We start from the raw sequence: 14042 nt of genomic DNA on the forward strand, positions 1-14042 counted from the left end.
TTGGGCCATAGACCTACCAATCCTATGTCCTCTTTCCACCCCATTCGCGACATATGCCGCCGATCTGGCTGTTATGGCAGGAAACGACCGATTGCGGACGTTCAGCCTTCCTCGCCAAAGACGTTTGGCTCAAGGTTCATCGTTGCGCCCTTCATTTGCTCTTTTGCGCATATAGAGTGAGCATAGATATCCTGCGACGGACCATCATCACCTAGCGAACCCGCATCCCAGCGCCACAAGCTCTCGATATTAACGATTACCGCGCCCTCGTCGGCCCGTGCGATGCTCTCGCCGCAAAACCAGCATTGATAGTCATTCATAGCTTTATCTTGGCCGATCTCCACGATCCGCGCAACGTCCGCAAACCACCCCAAAGCCGACCTAGGCATCCACAACCCCAAGCCACCACTTGGTTTCCCGTCGCCCAATCACCATCTCGAATGCGTCGCCCCCCGAAACGCAACGGGTTACGCCCGGCGGGTTCGGCTTAGGTTCATCTCGGCGCATCAATCTGCGCCGCGGGGATACGGGGTCTGGGAACGCGATCGATTATGAAAACTAGTGCCGGCCTCCTCCTCCCCCTCTTCGCGACGCTTGCGCTCGCCGCGCCCGCGTTCGCACAGAATGACAGCTCGCTCGCCCAGTCGGCCGAGCCGCCGCAACGCACCTCGGTCCTCTACACCTATGGCGACGAACCCTGCCCCGAAGCGCAGGGCGACGAAATCGTCGTCTGCGCGCAGCAACCCGAAACCGAACGCTACCGCGTGCCCAAGGAACTGCGCGAGGAAATCAAGGAAGATGTCCCCGCCGGCGGCGGCAGCTGGGCCTCGGCGGTCGAGGGTTATGACAATGTCGCTCGCGCCACCCGCCCCGGCAGTTGCTCGCCCGTCGGCTCCTACGGCTTCACCGGCTGCGCCGCCGCCGCGATGCGCCAGTGGTTCGAGGCGCGCCGCGCGCCCTGACGCGCGCCCGTCCATCGCCGCCCGCGTTCCATTCCGGAACAGCGCGCGCCGGATTTCGGCTTTGACCCCGGCCCCGATCGCTCCTAGACGCGGCGCCCCATGACCCAGCTACGCGCCCTTCCCATGACCTACGTCGCGGCAAATCATTTTGCCGTGTCGAAAGGCGCGCGCACGGGGCATGGAACGGTCTAGACGGACCATCCACAAACCCCGGCAAAGGCATTGCACGGGGTTTTCCATATCTTGACGATCTCGTGCCAGCCTGTCGGGCAATGACAAGGCGGTAACGAGTTATGACGCAACAGCATTTCGCACGGACCATCCCCTATGACCGGCTTGTCGCCGGGCTGGATCAGGCGGTCGCGGCAAATCTGGTCACCAGCCGGCAGGGGCCGGGTGGGCTGATGCTCTACAAATACACCAACAGCTGCGTGTACGACCGCGGCTGGAACGACTTTTCAATGGTCGCGCGCGGATTGATCCTCGACCCGGGCGCGCAGCGTATCGTCGCGACCCCCTTCCCCAAATTTTTCAATCTGGGCGAGATGGACGAGACGATCCCCGACGAGCCGTTCGAAGTGTATGAAAAGCTCGACGGCAGCCTGATCATCCTGTTCCACCATGCGGACCGCTGGAACGCGGTCACGCGCGGATCGTTCGAATCCGCGCAGGGCCGCTGGGCGCAGGACATCGTCGATCGCACCGACCTTTCGGTGCTCGTGCCGGGTACGACCTATCTGGCCGAGGCGGTGTATCCGGAAAACCGCATCGTCGTGAAATATGACGAAAGCGCGCTCGTTTTCCTCGGCGCCTATGATGCCGGGGGGTTCGAGCTGCCCTATGCGGACATCGTCACGCTCGCCGACCGGATCGGCTGGCGCGCGGCGCGGCGGTATCGGTTCGACAGCGCGGCGGCGATGGTCGCGCATGCCGATGCGCTGCCCGCCGATGACGAAGGCTATGTCGTGCAATTCGCCAGCGGCCTGCGGCTGAAGGTCAAGGGCGCCGAATATCGGCGGGTCCATGCGTTGATTTCCAACGTCACCCCGCTCGGTATCTGGAACCTGATGAACGACGGCGACGATCTCGACACGATGCGGCGGGTGATCCCCGAAGAGCTGTGGTATGATTTCGACACCATTCGTTCGATCCTGACCGAAAGGCTCGGCGCGCTGCAGGCGCGGATCCGCGCGACGGTGGATGCGGTCGCGCATCTCGACGACAAGCAGGTCGGGCTCAGCCTGCAGACGCTCGATCCAGAGGCGCGGCGCTTCGTCTTCACCGTCCGCAAGAACGGCGATCCGATGGGCCACCCCAAGTCGCGGCATGCCGTGATGCAGGCGATCCGGCCCGATGCCAATCGGCTGGACGGATATGAACCGTCGCACAAGATGCGGCATTTCGTGTCCGAAACCACCGGCTGAGCGGATTGGACGGGGCCGGGAGAGCGATCTCCCGGCCCATTTTTCACGGCCGGGCACGACCCGCCTCCACTCGTCGCATATACCCCGCGCGGGGTATGACCCCCTTCTACATCGCTGATATCGGGCGCGTCAGAGGGACTTGATTGTGTGTGGGGGCAATCGAAAACCGGGCGCGGCCGCTCCTGTGGCACCGGCGTTCGGCTGGGGGATATCGGCGGTCGCGACCCACCGTCGATATCCTTTCCAGGTCCTTCCCCGCTTTACCGCAACAGCCGGTTCACCAGCGCCGTCAGCTCGGCTTCGCGCGCCACATCGCTCTTGCGCAAGATCGACTTGATCTGCGTGCCCAAAGTCTGCGCGCTCGTCCCGCGCGCCGTCGCAATATCCTCGCGCGCCTCGCCATTCGCCAGCCGCAACGCGATCTCGGCCTCTGACGCGGTCAGGCCCAGCGCCGCGCGCAGCGGCGCGGTCCGCATCGCGGGGATATCGGCTGCGCGCCGCACCACGACCAGCACCCGCGGGTCGAAACCGAAATCCCATTCGCGCCGCGGCAGGCGGAACAATTCACACAACATGCCCGGACCGCCGTCGCGCGGCGATCCGATCCAATACTGCTGCATCGCCTCCCCGTTCAGCGCGCGGACCAGCGCCTCCTGCAACAGCGTGTCGGCATCGCGCCGCGCGGCGCCCAGCCGCCCGCGACGAAGCCGCAGCGCGCCGTCCGCACGGTCGCCGACGATCGCCTCGGCCGCCGCCGACAGCGCCGCGACGGCGCCGTGCCGGTCGATCAGAAACGCCGCGACGCCGATCGCATCGAATGCCCCCACGGTCATCGCCGCGCCGCGCTGCGCCATCGCCTGCTGCATCCGGACCGCCGCCAGCGCATAGGTTGCGCCGGTGGCGAACATATTGCGGTCGCGGCTTGCGGTCCGGCCCTCGCGTTCGGAATGCAGCGCCGCGAGCCCGACGAGCAGCCCCTCGCCCTCGACCAGCACCGTCTGACAGCCATGCACCCCGCCCCAGCGGCGGATATGGTCCTCATAATCGTCGGTGCCGCTATGCTCGCGCGCAATGTCGTAATGCACCTCGCTCACGATCTCGAGCGGGCGGCCGCTTGCCGCGACGCGCCAGTTGACCTCGGGCCGCCATCCTTCGATTTCCTGGAATTCGCATTGATAGGCGGCGTCGATATCGGGCATGAAGTTGAACAGCGTCGCCTCGTCGCCCAGCCCCAGCAATTGCGCGTGCGAAGAGCGCGTTCGCCGCGCGAACAGGCGCAGCGCCGCGTTCCAGCCGTCCTCCTCGAACGGCGCCGCCAGAAAGGCGTTTTCGATCTCGCCCGCCTCGCGGACGAACAGGCTATCCATGATGCAAGGCCCCCCAGCCTCAGCAGTTGCTGCGTTGCAGCATGAAAAAGCGCGCAACACAAGCGACTTGCGATGATATGATCTTCGGCGTGCGAAGCGAAACGCAGCGTTTCCGGGCCGCTTGTTGACGCCGTCCGGTCGCTTCGCCTAGCTTCGCGCCTTCCCCAACAGGAGATTTCCCATGCGCCGCATCCTCCCCTACGCCGCCGCTGCCCTTGTCGCCGTCGTCGCGACCCCGATCGTCCTCGCACAGGGCGGTTCCGCCCCCGGCGCCCCCGACAAATCACGCGTCACCGCGGGCACCTACGCCGCCGATGCCGGCCACACGATGGTCGTGTGGGAAGTCGATCACCTCGGCTTCAGCAAATATACCGGCATCTTCGGCGACGTGACCGGTACGCTCGTGATCGATCCCAAAAATCTCGCCGCCGCCAAGGTCGACGTGACGATCCCCGTGTCGAAAGTCACGACCGCCAGCGCCGGCCTGACCAGCCACCTGCTCCGCGCCGGCAAGGATGGCGGCAAGCCCGACTTCTTCGGCGCCGCCCCCGCCGACGCCAAATTCGTCTCGACCCGCGTCGTCCTCGACGATGATGGCGACGAGGCCAAGGTCACCGGCAACCTCACGCTCAACGGCGTGACCAAGCCCGTCTCCCTCGACGTCGATTTCCACGGCGCGGGCGTCGGCATGAACAAGAAGGAAACGATCGGCTTCCAGGCCGAAACCACGATCAAGCGCAGCGATTTCGGCATTTCGATGGGCATCCCGATGGTCAGCGACGAAGTCGAACTCGAAATCCACGCCGCGTTCGAAAAGCAGTAACGCACCCCAATCTGTCACACGCGCCGCGTATGAACGGGGGCGGGACCAGCGATGGCCCCGCCCCTTTTCGTACAGGAGCCATGTGATGAGCGAACTGGTCCGCGAAATTGTCGAAGTGAACGCCTCGATCGACGGCGACGAGGAAAATCCGCTGCTGATTGTCGAGGTCGAGGGCCTCGCGCCCACCGCGGGCTGGACCAACGTCCGGCTCGAACCGCATGTCACCATCACCCCGCCCGACGACGGCATGCAGGATTTCGACCTCGTCGGCGATCGCCCCGCGGACGCGACCGACGCCCTCACCGAAGTCGAGGCCGCATGGGAAGGCGAGCTTCAGGACTGGTGCATCGCCGTCCGCGTCCATGCGGTCGACAATCTGATCGAGGACGAGGTTTTCGAACCGTGGGACGAGGACGACGAGAGCGAAGCCGCCTGACGCTCGCCCCTCGATAGTCCCCTGCACTGCGCCGGGCCGCCGCATGCCCATTTGGCTGGCAAGGCGGCCCGGCGACATTTTCGGTTCATCGCAGAGCCAGCCAAGCCGGCGTAGCGTCCCCTCCATTCAAGGGAGGATCACCATGCGCACCCTGCTTCTCGCTCTCACCCTGACAGCCACCCCCGCCTTCGCCCAAGCCAACCCGCAGATCGACTATCCCGGCTTTCAGGCGCTCACCGCCAGCGTCGCCCCCGAACGCGCCACCCGCCTCGTCAAGTTCGACGCGTTCAAGGCCGAGGCCGCGAAACCCGGCACCCTCCTTCTCGACGCGCGCTCGAAGGACGCATTCCAGCGCGGCCATATCAAGGGCGCGGTCAACCTCCCGCTCACCGACTTCACGGCGGAGAGCCTCGCCGCGGTGATCGGCGCGAACCCCGACCGCCCCATCCTCATCTATTGCAACAATAATTTCTCGAACCACCGCAGCCCCGTGCCGCTCAAATCGGCGCCACTCGCGCTCAATATCCAGACCTTCATCAATCTCGTCGGCTATGGCTATCCGAACGTCCGCGAACTCGCCGACGTCGTCGATTTCACCGATCCGAAGGTCGAGTGGGTGACCGGCTGAGCGCATATCCCGCGCAATTTTCGCATTCCCCCCTTGCCAAGCGCGACATTTTGCATCACTAGAGCCGCCATGCGCGGCAACGCCCTTCTTCTTCTGCGACTTACACGCCCTTGGGCGTGACACTGGCTGCGCGCTAGTCGCGGCCACCCGCTCAAGGGTCCGATCGACAAGCACTCGCAACCACCAGAAGAAGTTTTCACACCATGACCATGCTCCGCGACCCGTCCGCGAAATATTCCGCCTTCCCGCAGGTTCCCTTGGCGAACCGCGAATGGCCCGGCCGCGTCACCACGACTGCGCCGATCTGGCTCTCCACCGACATGCGCGACGGCAACCAGTCGCTGATCGACCCGATGGATGCCGAGAAAAAGGCGCGTTTCTTCGACCTGCTCGTCAAATGCGGCTTCAAGGAGATCGAGGTCGGCTTCCCCAGCGCGGGCGCGACCGAATTCGACTTCATCTCGGGACTGGTCAAGAACGGCCGCATCCCGGGCGACGTCACGCCGCAGGTGCTGACGCAAAGCCGCGCCGACCTCATCCGCACCAGCTTCGACAGCCTCGAAGGCGCAAAGACCGCGATCGTCCACGTCTATAACGCGGTCAGCCCCGCGTGGCGCAAGATCGTCTTCGGCATGGAGATGGACGAGATCAGGGGCATCGCGATCGAGGGCGCAAAGCAGCTCCGCGACAATGCCGCGCGCCTGCCCGGCACCGACTGGCGCTTCGAATATAGCCCCGAAACCTTCTCGACCGCCGAGCTCGATTTCAGCATCGCCTGCTGCGAGGCGGTGATGGACATCCTCCAGCCGACCGCCGACAAGCCGATCATCCTCAACCTCCCCGCAACGGTCGAGGCGTCGACTGCGAACATCTATGCCGACCAGATCGAATATTTCTGCAAGAATTTGCCCAACCGCGACCGCGCGATCATCTCCTTGCACACCCACAACGACCGCGGCACCGGCGTCGCGGCGGCCGAGCTCGGCCTGCTCGCGGGCGCCGACCGCGTCGAGGGCTGCCTGTTCGGCAATGGCGAGCGCACCGGCAACACCTGCCTCGTCACTGTCGCGCTCAACATGTACACGCAGGGCGTCGACCCGCAGCTCGACTTCTCGAACATCGACGAGGTCATCCAGACGGTCGAATATTGCAACAATCTGCCCGTCCACCCGCGCCACCCCTATGGCGGCGAGCTCGTCTACACCGCCTTTTCGGGCAGCCACCAGGACGCGATCAAGAAAGGCTTCGCCGCGCGCGAGCGCCAGAATGACGAGCGCTGGGAAGTCCCCTATCTGCCCATCGACCCCGCCGACCTCGGCCGCAGCTACGAAGCGGTGATCCGCGTCAACAGCCAGTCGGGCAAGGGCGGCGTCGCATGGGTGCTCGAACAGGACAAGGGCCTGAAACTGCCCAAGAAAATGCAGGCGAGCTTCAGCCATGTCGTGCAGGCGCTGGCGGACGAAACGAGCCGCGAACTCGGCGCCGAGGACATCTGGCACGCCTTCGAGCGCCAATATCTGGCGACCGAAGCCAAGCGCTTCCAGCTCGTCGACTGGTCGGAGACGCACTCGGGCACCGACCGCATCTTCGCCGGCAAGCTCACCATCGACGGCACCCCGCGCAGCGTCAGCGGCCGCGGCAACGGCCTGATGTCGAGCGTCATCGCCGCACTCAGCGAAAGCGGCGGCCCGGTGATGGACATCGTCGATTACAGCGAGCACGCGATCGGCCAGGGCAGCAATGTGCAGGCCGCGGCCTATGTCGAATGCCGCACCGCGGACGGCAGGAGCCTGTTCGGCTGCGGTCTGGATACCGACGTCGCGACGGCGAGCGTGCGGGCGATTTTGTCGGCGGCTAATGGGGCTTAGAGCGGGAGTATGGCGTCATTAAGCAGCAGTCGCCGCCGCGTGTCCCCTTGGGATACCCTCTTGAAGACGGCAGAAATGAACCGAAATCTTGAAGACCAGCATGTAAAACCCAGCCATACTAAGCGTAAAGAGCTTCTCTCTCTCTTCACTTTTTTCATGGATCGAGACCGGCATTGACTGCGCCTCATCCAAGCGGACGATATGGTCTTCCGCCAAATCGCCCCCGGCAGGCAAAAAGAAGATATTCGTTATCTTCTGCGCTTTGATTGAAGATATCTTATCTTCAATGGATTCGGGCTTTATCCCGCTTTTATGCAAAAGCTCTTGATAAGCCGCTAGTTTAACTAGCGGAGCAAACGTTACCCTGGATGGCGTCGCACGAGCATTTTCCGGCGCTATGTCGCAAGAATTGGAAAGCACAAGTCCTCTATGTCACCTCGCAGCATAAGAGGGGAGAAAAATTTACCCTTTCCTACATTTCACCTATATGGTTCATTCTATCGGTTTCACCAAACCGAAAGGACGAATCGATGGACGACGCCGCCCCCAATCCCGCCGACATCCCCGCCCCCGGCAGCTATCACTGGACACCCAAACTCCAGCGCGCGTTTCTGGAGAGCCTTGCGACCACCGGGTCGGTGAAGATCGCCAGCACCTCGGTCGGCATGTCGCCGCGCGCCACCTACGACCTCAAGCACAAGACGCAGGGTGCGGCGTTCAAACTCGGCTGGGCGGCGGCGGTGCTGATCGCGCGCGGGCGGCTCGCCGACGAACTGCTCGACCGCGCGATCTGGGGGCATGAGGAGATGACCACCGTCATGCGCGAGGAGGACCGCAGCCTCACCAAACGCCGCCGCATCGAATCGCGCCTCGGCCTCGCGATGCTCGCGCGGCTCGACCGCATGGTCGAAACGCGCGCGCAGGCGGGCGAGGAAATGCTCGCGCGGATCATCGCCGGCGACTGGCCGGGTTTCCTCGCACTTTTCGACGTGGATGCCGACAACGCACAGGCCGAGGGGCATAACGCCGCCCTCGCGCTCTGGCTCGCCGGCCGCGATAACCGCGCCAACCCGCTCGCCACCCTGTGGCGCGGCACTGGAATCGCGAGTGAAGTTGCGCAGATTTCCGCGCTTTCCGACAATGAGCCCGAAGACGCCTGCGAAGACGAGCCGACCCCGGAGGAACAGGCGGCGGCGATGACGATCTGGACCGACGACGTCACCGGCGAACTGCGCACCAATTTCCCGCCGCCCGAGGATTTTGTCGGCAGCGAGGAAGGCCGGTTCGGCGACGAGGATTATGAACGCAGCCTCGATGCCGAGGAGGAAATCGCGTGGGAGGAGGCCTGCGCCAGGGCCTATGCCCCCTTGCGCAAAGCCGGCGAAGCCGCCCGCCGCGCCTTCTTCGCCCTTCCCGATCCCGCCAACGATCCCGAAGCGCAGGACGGAGAGGCGCGCAAATCGGCCAGCGGCTAGCCCTTACAATCCACGACGCGCGTCCCCATATAAAAGCCATCGCGGCACATACGTCCTGTAGGCCGCCGCGGCTGAGAGACCGCGCGCTCCCGCTTACGCAAGAGGAGCCGCGCCGATGCCGTCCGACACCCCCGATTCCGACACGCGGCCCGGCGGCCCCGAAACCCCGACGCCCGCGAAGCCGCGCAGCGGCTATATGTTTCGCAAGACCCATACCCCGCTGCCGCGTGACGAGGTGCAGCGACAGGGTGATATCAGCCAGCTCGCCTTCCTCCACATGGGCGGGCGCGATCCGGCGATCGCCTTTCTCAACGGCGAGGATGCCGAACTCGGCGGCCGCCCGCTGGCGCTCGCAACCGCGAGTGTCGAGGGTTTCGCCCGCGTCGCCGACGCGATCCGCGCGCGCGCCGCGAACGATACATGACGCGCGCGATCAATCTCGGTCTCGCCGAAAGCGAGCTGATCGCGATCTGCCGCGCCGCGCGCATCGGCATCAGCGCGATCGAGCCGCTGAAATCGGGTGGCACGCGACTGGTCTGCATGACTCGCGACGGCGCCGAGGAGATCCGCCGGCGGCTCGCCGCGAACATCATCGACGGCGAAGTCGACCGTTATCGCTTTTATCGCCCGCCGCAGCAATGATGGCCGATGGCGGCAAATATTCGTTCCTTGCCGTCCTCTCCGGCCGGATAATGCCCGGACCAGCGATACGAATTTCGGCTTGCGCCCCCGATGAAATACTCCGCCCCGATCGGCGGCGATTTTGCGGCAATTGGACGCAACCTTGACTTTTCGACATTATTCTCCCATATTCGGCGAGCTAACGTCGCATGCGACGGAATTTGACGGCCCCTTGGGGCAGACTCTTCCCTTCACACGCTACCAGCTCCGCCGGTGCTTTTGCCGGTGGATTCCCGTTTCTCGTGAAAGGAAACATCTCATGGCCATCGGCACCGTAAAATTCTTCAACACCGACAAGGGTTATGGCTTCATCGAAAATGAAGACGGCTCGGGCGACAGCTTCGTCCACATCACCGCGGTCCAGGCCGCGGGCATGGACACGCTCCACAAGGAACAGCGTGTCTCCTACGAACTTGAAACCGGCCGCAACGGCAAGGTTTCGGCGATCAACCTCCAGTCGGCCTGATTATTGGCCAAAGAGGAACTGATGACTTTCGAGGGGCAGATCGACGAGATCCTGCCCGATGGACGCTTCGGCGTCGTGCTCGAAAATGGTCATCGGGTGATCGTCTACACGGCAGGCCGGATGCGGCGTTTCCGCATCCGGTCGGTCGTCGGCGACGCCGTGCGCGTCGAAATGACGCCCTATGACCTCAGCAAGGGCCGCCTCGTCTACCGCGAACGCGGAAGCGGGCCGGTCGCACCGAGCCAGCGCAAACGGCGCGGGCTCTGACCAAACGCGGGCTCTGACCAAAGGGGCCGGCGCAAAGGCGCCGCCTCCAACAACCAGAATATTTAAAACCAAAGATAAAGATGATGACTATGTTCAATAATAATAATTCGATTTTCCCCGCTCTGCCCGCGCTTTCGCTGGCCGGCAAGGCGATGACAGCGAACCCGCCGCGCCGCCGCCGCCCGACGCTGTCGCGCCGCGAGCTTCGGCGTCTGATCGCCGATATGGTCGATTGATCGACCACCCATAAACAAGGAAGCAGCCATGTCGGCCACCATCGAATTCTATGTCACGCAGGCCGAAAAATGCACCGCAGAGGCCGAAGCCTCGGCGCTGACGCAGGTCCGCGACCGCAATTTGCGCGCCGCCGCGGCATGGCAGGCGATGGCCGACAAGCTGCTCCACACCGAACAATTGCGCGCCGAAAAGGACGCGCTGGCTGCTGCCGCCGCTGCGGTGGCGAAAGTCTGAATGTGCGGCGGCGGACTAGACCGCCGCCCCCACCTGCACCATTCCGCGCAGCCGCTCGGCGTCGCGCGAGGGCGGCATCCCGAACGCCCGGGCATATTCGCGGCTGAACTGCGATGCGCTCTCATACCCCACCGAATAGGCCGCGCGGCTCGCCTCGCTACCCCCCGCCAGCAGCCGCCGCGCCGCGTGCAGGCGCAGCGTCTTCTGGAACTGCAGCGGGCTCATCGCCGTCGCCGCCTTGAAATGCCGATGAAAGGACGCAACGCTCATCCCGGCGATCTCCGCCAGCTTTGCCGTCGGCAGCAGCGTGTCGAAATGGTCGTGCATCCACAATATCGCCCGCCGAACCCGCGACAATCTGCTGTCTTCCTGGGCAATGGCACAAAGCTGCCCGCCCAGCGGCCCTTGCAACAGGCGATAGAGGATCTCACGCTCCCGCATCGGCGCCAGCATCGCGACGTCGCCGGGACGGTCGAGCAGTCCGAGCAGCCCCGCCCACGCCTCGACCAACTCCTCGGTCACCGATGCGACGGCAAAGCCCGCAAGGTCGCCCGATGCGGCATGACCGATGGCCGCGGGATCCATGCTGGCGATCAGGTCGGCAAGCACGGCGCGGTCGAGGCGCAGCGCCGCGGCGACATAGGGTTTGTCGGCTGTCGCCTCGACCACCCGGCCGACCGCCGGCAGGTCGAGCGATGCGACGAAATAGCTCGACGCATCGTATCGCAGCACCTGGTCGCCAATCACGACCTGCTTCGTTCCTTGCAGGATCAGGCAGGTGACGGGTTCGTAAACGGTCGCGACCCCGCTCGTCGGCGCGCATTGCGTCGCGACGACCAGCCGCGGCACCGGCGTCTCATAATAGGGAGAAACCGCGTGGCGCAGCACCTGTGCGCAGATCGAGTCGAGCCTGTCTTGCATGCTTGCAACATCGGATGCAGCGCGACCGAACACAAGACTTGGACCAGAACGACGCTTTCCATTGATAGAAATAGGCAAGCGAACGCCATGATCGGGCAGCGCAATGCCGAACGTCCGGCCTATCTTGATTGCGACAGGGCATCCCCTCCCCCGCCCTGCAACGCAAGGAGTCCATCATGACCCAGTTCAATGCCAAATCGACCACCGACGACGTGCTGGCCGGCGTCGACCTCAGCGGCAAGCGCTTCCTCGTCACCGGCGTCTCGGCCGGGCTCGGCGTCGAGACCGCCCGCGCTCTCGTCGTCCACGGCGCCGATGTCGTCGGCGCGGCGCGCGACCTGACCAAGGCCGAAGGCGCGACCGCCGAAGTCCGCGACGCCGCGGCGAAAAGCGGCGGCAGCTTCGAGCTGATCCAGCTCGACCTCGCCTCGCTCGCCAGCGTCCGCGCCGCCACCGATGCGCTCGTCGCCGGCGGCCGCAAGTTTGACGTCGTCATCGCCAATGCCGGCGTGATGGCGACGCCCTTCGGCAAGACCGCCGACGGTTTCGAAACGCAGTTCGGCACCAATCATTTGGGCCACTTCACCTTCGTCAACCGCATCGCTTCGCTGATCAAGGACGGCGGCCGCTTCGTCAGCCTCGCTTCCTCGGGGCACCGCTTCTCGAACGTGAACCTCGACGACCCGAACTTCGACAATGGCGATTACGAGCCTTGGGCCGCCTATGGCCGCGCGAAGACCGCGAACATCCTGTTCGCCGTCGAGTTCGACCGCCGCCACAGGGATCGCGGCGTGCGCGGGATCGCGCTCCACCCGGGCGGCATTCACACCGAACTCGGCCGTCACCTCGACGAAGGCGCGATCGAAGCCTTACTCGAACAGGTCAACGCCGCAGCGCGCGCGTCGGGCGGCGAGGAGTTCGAGTTCAAGTCGATCCCGCAGGGAGCGGCCACCTCGGTCTGGGCCGCCGCCGTCGCCGATCCGGCCGAGGTCGGCGGACGCTATCTCGAGGATTGCCACGTCGCCGAGCTTGCCGACGACGAAAGCCTGCGCGCCGGCGTCCGCGCCTATGCGATCGACCCCGACAACGCCAAGGCGCTGTGGGCGAAGAGCGAGGAAATGGTTGGCGAGCGTTTCTGACCCCGAACCACAGGGCGGCCCCTTAGCGGGTCGCCCTATTCGGCGGTCCTTTGCATCCGACGTCGGCGCCAAAGGATCAAGCCGCCGACACCCAGCCCGAACAGCCCGGCCATTCCGGGCTCGGGCACCGGCGTTGCTCCGCCGCCGGTCGAACTGTCGCCGCCGCTCGAACTGCCGCCCGATGGCGATGTCGTATAGCCGCCCTTGAACGTCCCGATATGCATCTCGCCATTCTGCTTGAGATTGCCGAACACCGCCGATCCCTGGATGTAATTGCGCGTTTCCGCATCGGCGAGCGGCGCGAGCACCGATCCGCCCCATGCGGTGGTCAGCTTCAGATCCTCAGCCTCGGGGAAATTCCAGATCACCCGTTCACCCAGATTGTTGGTACCACCGAGGAAATTGTCATTGAGGTTGATCGACCGGCCGCTGACATTGACGATCGCGGTGTCGGCGCCATTGAGATTGAACTGGATCTCGCCGATCTTGTCGAGGTCCGCCGCCGTGATGTTGAATACCGCGAGCCCCTGTGCATTCGGTTGCGCCGTGAACGTGCCGCGATTGCCCTGCACCGTCAGCTGGCTGTTCGACTTGAGCGCCCCCATCTCGAACGACAGGCTGCCCATGCTGCCCTTCAAATCGGTTTTCTGCTGTTGCAGCGCCAGCCCGAATCCGGGATCGCTCCGGTCGAGGTTCGAGATGACTTTGTTCTGATTGACGTTGGTATTGCTGATCGTCCCGCCGACCTTCACCGTCTGGTTCGGACCGTTGAGGTTGAAGCCGCTCGACACATTGCCGCCGATCACCGCGCCCGATCCGTTGTTCAGATTCTTGTGGCTGCCCGTGACATTGCCGACGACGGTCAGCCCCGGCTGCCCATTCGGCGAGGTCGTGGCACGGATACCGTAATTCGACGAATTGCCGCCGAGGTTGCCGCCAACAAACGTCCGCCCTTCAACTTCGGAAGAGGATTCGAGATTGCCGAGCACGACGAGATTCCATTCGCGCAGCGCGTCGATGCCGGTGATCGCCTTGCTCTGCGCCAGCGCAGGCAGCGTCAACGCAGTCGCTACGACGGCGGCGGAGAACAGGATGCGGGTCGAAAGGGCCACGG

At 64.5% G+C, this 14042-nt stretch carries 19 protein-coding genes; 14 read left to right on the forward strand and 5 right to left on the reverse strand.

Going from position 1 to position 14042, the window contains the following annotated elements; genetic code table 11:
* Window positions 1-101: 101 nt before the first annotated feature.
* Window positions 102-344 carry a hypothetical protein gene (locus BLW56_RS00005; protein ID WP_256203229.1) on the reverse strand — a complete coding sequence of 81 codons (243 nt, stop codon included), beginning with the start codon at window positions 342-344 and terminating at the stop codon, window positions 102-104.
* 207 nt (window positions 345-551) lie between these two features.
* Between BLW56_RS00005 and BLW56_RS00010 the strand changes: the two genes are divergently transcribed.
* Entirely contained in the window at window positions 552-962 is a 411-nt protein-coding gene (locus BLW56_RS00010; protein ID WP_093508657.1) for a hypothetical protein, read from the forward strand.
* A 293-nt stretch (window positions 963-1255) separates the two neighbouring features.
* A complete protein-coding gene (locus tag BLW56_RS00015) occupies window positions 1256-2386 on the forward strand; it encodes an RNA ligase (protein WP_093508658.1) in 1131 nt (376 codons plus the stop codon).
* Between the two features lie 260 nt (window positions 2387-2646).
* Here BLW56_RS00015 and BLW56_RS00020 read toward each other — a convergent pair whose 3' ends face one another.
* On the reverse strand, window positions 2647-3753 hold the full coding sequence (locus BLW56_RS00020; RefSeq protein WP_093508659.1) for a helix-turn-helix transcriptional regulator: 1107 nt from the start codon (window positions 3751-3753) through the stop codon (window positions 2647-2649).
* Window positions 3754-3934: 181 nt separating this feature from the next.
* On the opposite strand from BLW56_RS00020, the gene BLW56_RS00025 reads away from it, so the two are divergent.
* The 4 genes from BLW56_RS00025 to leuA all read left to right on the forward strand — a co-directional run bounded on the left by BLW56_RS00025 (window position 3935) and on the right by leuA (window position 7508).
* Window positions 3935-4576, forward strand: coding sequence for a YceI family protein (locus tag BLW56_RS00025; protein WP_093508660.1), 642 nt, complete (start codon window positions 3935-3937; stop codon window positions 4574-4576).
* Between the two features lie 85 nt (window positions 4577-4661).
* A complete protein-coding gene (locus BLW56_RS00030; RefSeq protein WP_093508661.1) occupies window positions 4662-5012 on the forward strand; it encodes a hypothetical protein in 351 nt (116 codons plus the stop codon).
* A gap of 142 nt (window positions 5013-5154) precedes the next feature.
* On the forward strand, window positions 5155-5640 hold the full coding sequence (locus tag BLW56_RS00035; RefSeq protein ID WP_093508662.1) for a rhodanese-like domain-containing protein: 486 nt from the start codon (window positions 5155-5157) through the stop codon (window positions 5638-5640).
* Between the two features lie 203 nt (window positions 5641-5843).
* Window positions 5844-7508 carry a 2-isopropylmalate synthase gene (leuA, locus tag BLW56_RS00040; protein ID WP_093508663.1) on the forward strand — a complete coding sequence of 555 codons (1665 nt, stop codon included), beginning with the start codon at window positions 5844-5846 and terminating at the stop codon, window positions 7506-7508.
* Window positions 7509-7526: 18 nt separating this feature from the next.
* On the opposite strand, the gene BLW56_RS00045 is transcribed toward leuA, so the two are convergent.
* Window positions 7527-7928, reverse strand: coding sequence for a hypothetical protein (locus tag BLW56_RS00045; RefSeq protein WP_143043314.1), 402 nt, complete (start codon window positions 7926-7928; stop codon window positions 7527-7529).
* A 110-nt stretch (window positions 7929-8038) separates the two neighbouring features.
* Here BLW56_RS00045 and BLW56_RS00050 point away from each other — a divergent pair, with 110 nt between their 5' ends.
* The 7 genes from BLW56_RS00050 to BLW56_RS00075 all read left to right on the forward strand — a co-directional run bounded on the left by BLW56_RS00050 (window position 8039) and on the right by BLW56_RS00075 (window position 10868).
* On the forward strand, window positions 8039-8983 hold the full coding sequence (locus BLW56_RS00050; RefSeq protein WP_093508665.1) for a hypothetical protein: 945 nt from the start codon (window positions 8039-8041) through the stop codon (window positions 8981-8983).
* Between the two features lie 115 nt (window positions 8984-9098).
* A complete protein-coding gene (locus BLW56_RS00055; protein ID WP_093508666.1) occupies window positions 9099-9407 on the forward strand; it encodes a hypothetical protein in 309 nt (102 codons plus the stop codon).
* Window positions 9404-9625: a hypothetical protein gene (locus tag BLW56_RS00060; protein WP_093508667.1), complete on the forward strand. Its 222-nt coding sequence runs from the start codon at window positions 9404-9406 to the stop codon at window positions 9623-9625. The genes BLW56_RS00055 and BLW56_RS00060 overlap by 4 nt, the downstream gene beginning before the upstream one ends.
* A 298-nt stretch (window positions 9626-9923) precedes the next feature.
* Complete coding sequence (locus BLW56_RS00065; RefSeq protein WP_093508668.1) at window positions 9924-10130, forward strand: cold-shock protein; 207 nt, start codon at window positions 9924-9926, stop codon at window positions 10128-10130.
* Between the two features lie 3 nt (window positions 10131-10133).
* Window positions 10134-10397, forward strand: coding sequence for a translation initiation factor IF-1 (gene infA / locus BLW56_RS00070; RefSeq protein ID WP_093508669.1), 264 nt, complete (start codon window positions 10134-10136; stop codon window positions 10395-10397).
* A gap of 83 nt (window positions 10398-10480) precedes the next feature.
* On the forward strand, window positions 10481-10633 hold the full coding sequence (locus BLW56_RS20480; RefSeq protein WP_177175733.1) for a hypothetical protein: 153 nt from the start codon (window positions 10481-10483) through the stop codon (window positions 10631-10633).
* Between the two features lie 28 nt (window positions 10634-10661).
* Complete coding sequence (locus BLW56_RS00075) at window positions 10662-10868, forward strand: hypothetical protein (RefSeq protein ID WP_093508670.1); 207 nt, start codon at window positions 10662-10664, stop codon at window positions 10866-10868.
* 15 nt (window positions 10869-10883) lie between these two features.
* Here BLW56_RS00075 and BLW56_RS00080 read toward each other — a convergent pair whose 3' ends face one another.
* A complete protein-coding gene (locus tag BLW56_RS00080) occupies window positions 10884-11789 on the reverse strand; it encodes an AraC family transcriptional regulator (RefSeq protein ID WP_093508671.1) in 906 nt (301 codons plus the stop codon).
* A gap of 176 nt (window positions 11790-11965) precedes the next feature.
* Here BLW56_RS00080 and BLW56_RS00085 point away from each other — a divergent pair, with 176 nt between their 5' ends.
* Window positions 11966-12928 (forward strand): SDR family NAD(P)-dependent oxidoreductase, encoded by a 963-nt coding sequence (locus BLW56_RS00085; protein WP_093508672.1) that lies wholly within the window; start codon window positions 11966-11968, stop codon window positions 12926-12928.
* Between the two features lie 35 nt (window positions 12929-12963).
* On the opposite strand, the gene BLW56_RS00090 is transcribed toward BLW56_RS00085, so the two are convergent.
* Window positions 12964-14040, reverse strand: coding sequence for a choice-of-anchor A family protein (locus tag BLW56_RS00090; RefSeq protein WP_371262196.1), 1077 nt, complete (start codon window positions 14038-14040; stop codon window positions 12964-12966).
* Window positions 14041-14042: the final 2 nt, after the last annotated feature.

This window comes from Sphingopyxis sp. YR583 (assembly GCF_900108295.1).
Lineage (GTDB): Bacteria > Pseudomonadota > Alphaproteobacteria > Sphingomonadales > Sphingomonadaceae > Sphingopyxis.

Coding starts and splice junctions, on each gene's coding strand:
- BLW56_RS00010 (WP_093508657.1), top strand. CDS start 552: ATGAAAACTAGTGCCGGCCTCCTCCTCCCCCTCTTCGCGACGCTTGCG.
- BLW56_RS00015 (WP_093508658.1), top strand. CDS start 1,256: ATGACGCAACAGCATTTCGCACGGACCATCCCCTATGACCGGCTTGTC.
- BLW56_RS00020 (WP_093508659.1), bottom strand. CDS start 3,753: ATGGATAGCCTGTTCGTCCGCGAGGCGGGCGAGATCGAAAACGCCTTT.
- BLW56_RS00025 (WP_093508660.1), top strand. CDS start 3,935: ATGCGCCGCATCCTCCCCTACGCCGCCGCTGCCCTTGTCGCCGTCGTC.
- BLW56_RS00030 (WP_093508661.1), top strand. CDS start 4,662: ATGAGCGAACTGGTCCGCGAAATTGTCGAAGTGAACGCCTCGATCGAC.
- BLW56_RS00035 (WP_093508662.1), top strand. CDS start 5,155: ATGCGCACCCTGCTTCTCGCTCTCACCCTGACAGCCACCCCCGCCTTC.
- leuA (WP_093508663.1), top strand. CDS start 5,844: ATGACCATGCTCCGCGACCCGTCCGCGAAATATTCCGCCTTCCCGCAG.
- BLW56_RS00050 (WP_093508665.1), top strand. CDS start 8,039: ATGGACGACGCCGCCCCCAATCCCGCCGACATCCCCGCCCCCGGCAGC.
- BLW56_RS00055 (WP_093508666.1), top strand. CDS start 9,099: ATGCCGTCCGACACCCCCGATTCCGACACGCGGCCCGGCGGCCCCGAA.
- BLW56_RS00060 (WP_093508667.1), top strand. CDS start 9,404: ATGACGCGCGCGATCAATCTCGGTCTCGCCGAAAGCGAGCTGATCGCG.
- BLW56_RS00065 (WP_093508668.1), top strand. CDS start 9,924: ATGGCCATCGGCACCGTAAAATTCTTCAACACCGACAAGGGTTATGGC.
- BLW56_RS20480 (WP_177175733.1), top strand. CDS start 10,481: ATGACTATGTTCAATAATAATAATTCGATTTTCCCCGCTCTGCCCGCG.
- BLW56_RS00075 (WP_093508670.1), top strand. CDS start 10,662: ATGTCGGCCACCATCGAATTCTATGTCACGCAGGCCGAAAAATGCACC.
- BLW56_RS00080 (WP_093508671.1), bottom strand. CDS start 11,789: ATGCAAGACAGGCTCGACTCGATCTGCGCACAGGTGCTGCGCCACGCG.
- BLW56_RS00085 (WP_093508672.1), top strand. CDS start 11,966: ATGACCCAGTTCAATGCCAAATCGACCACCGACGACGTGCTGGCCGGC.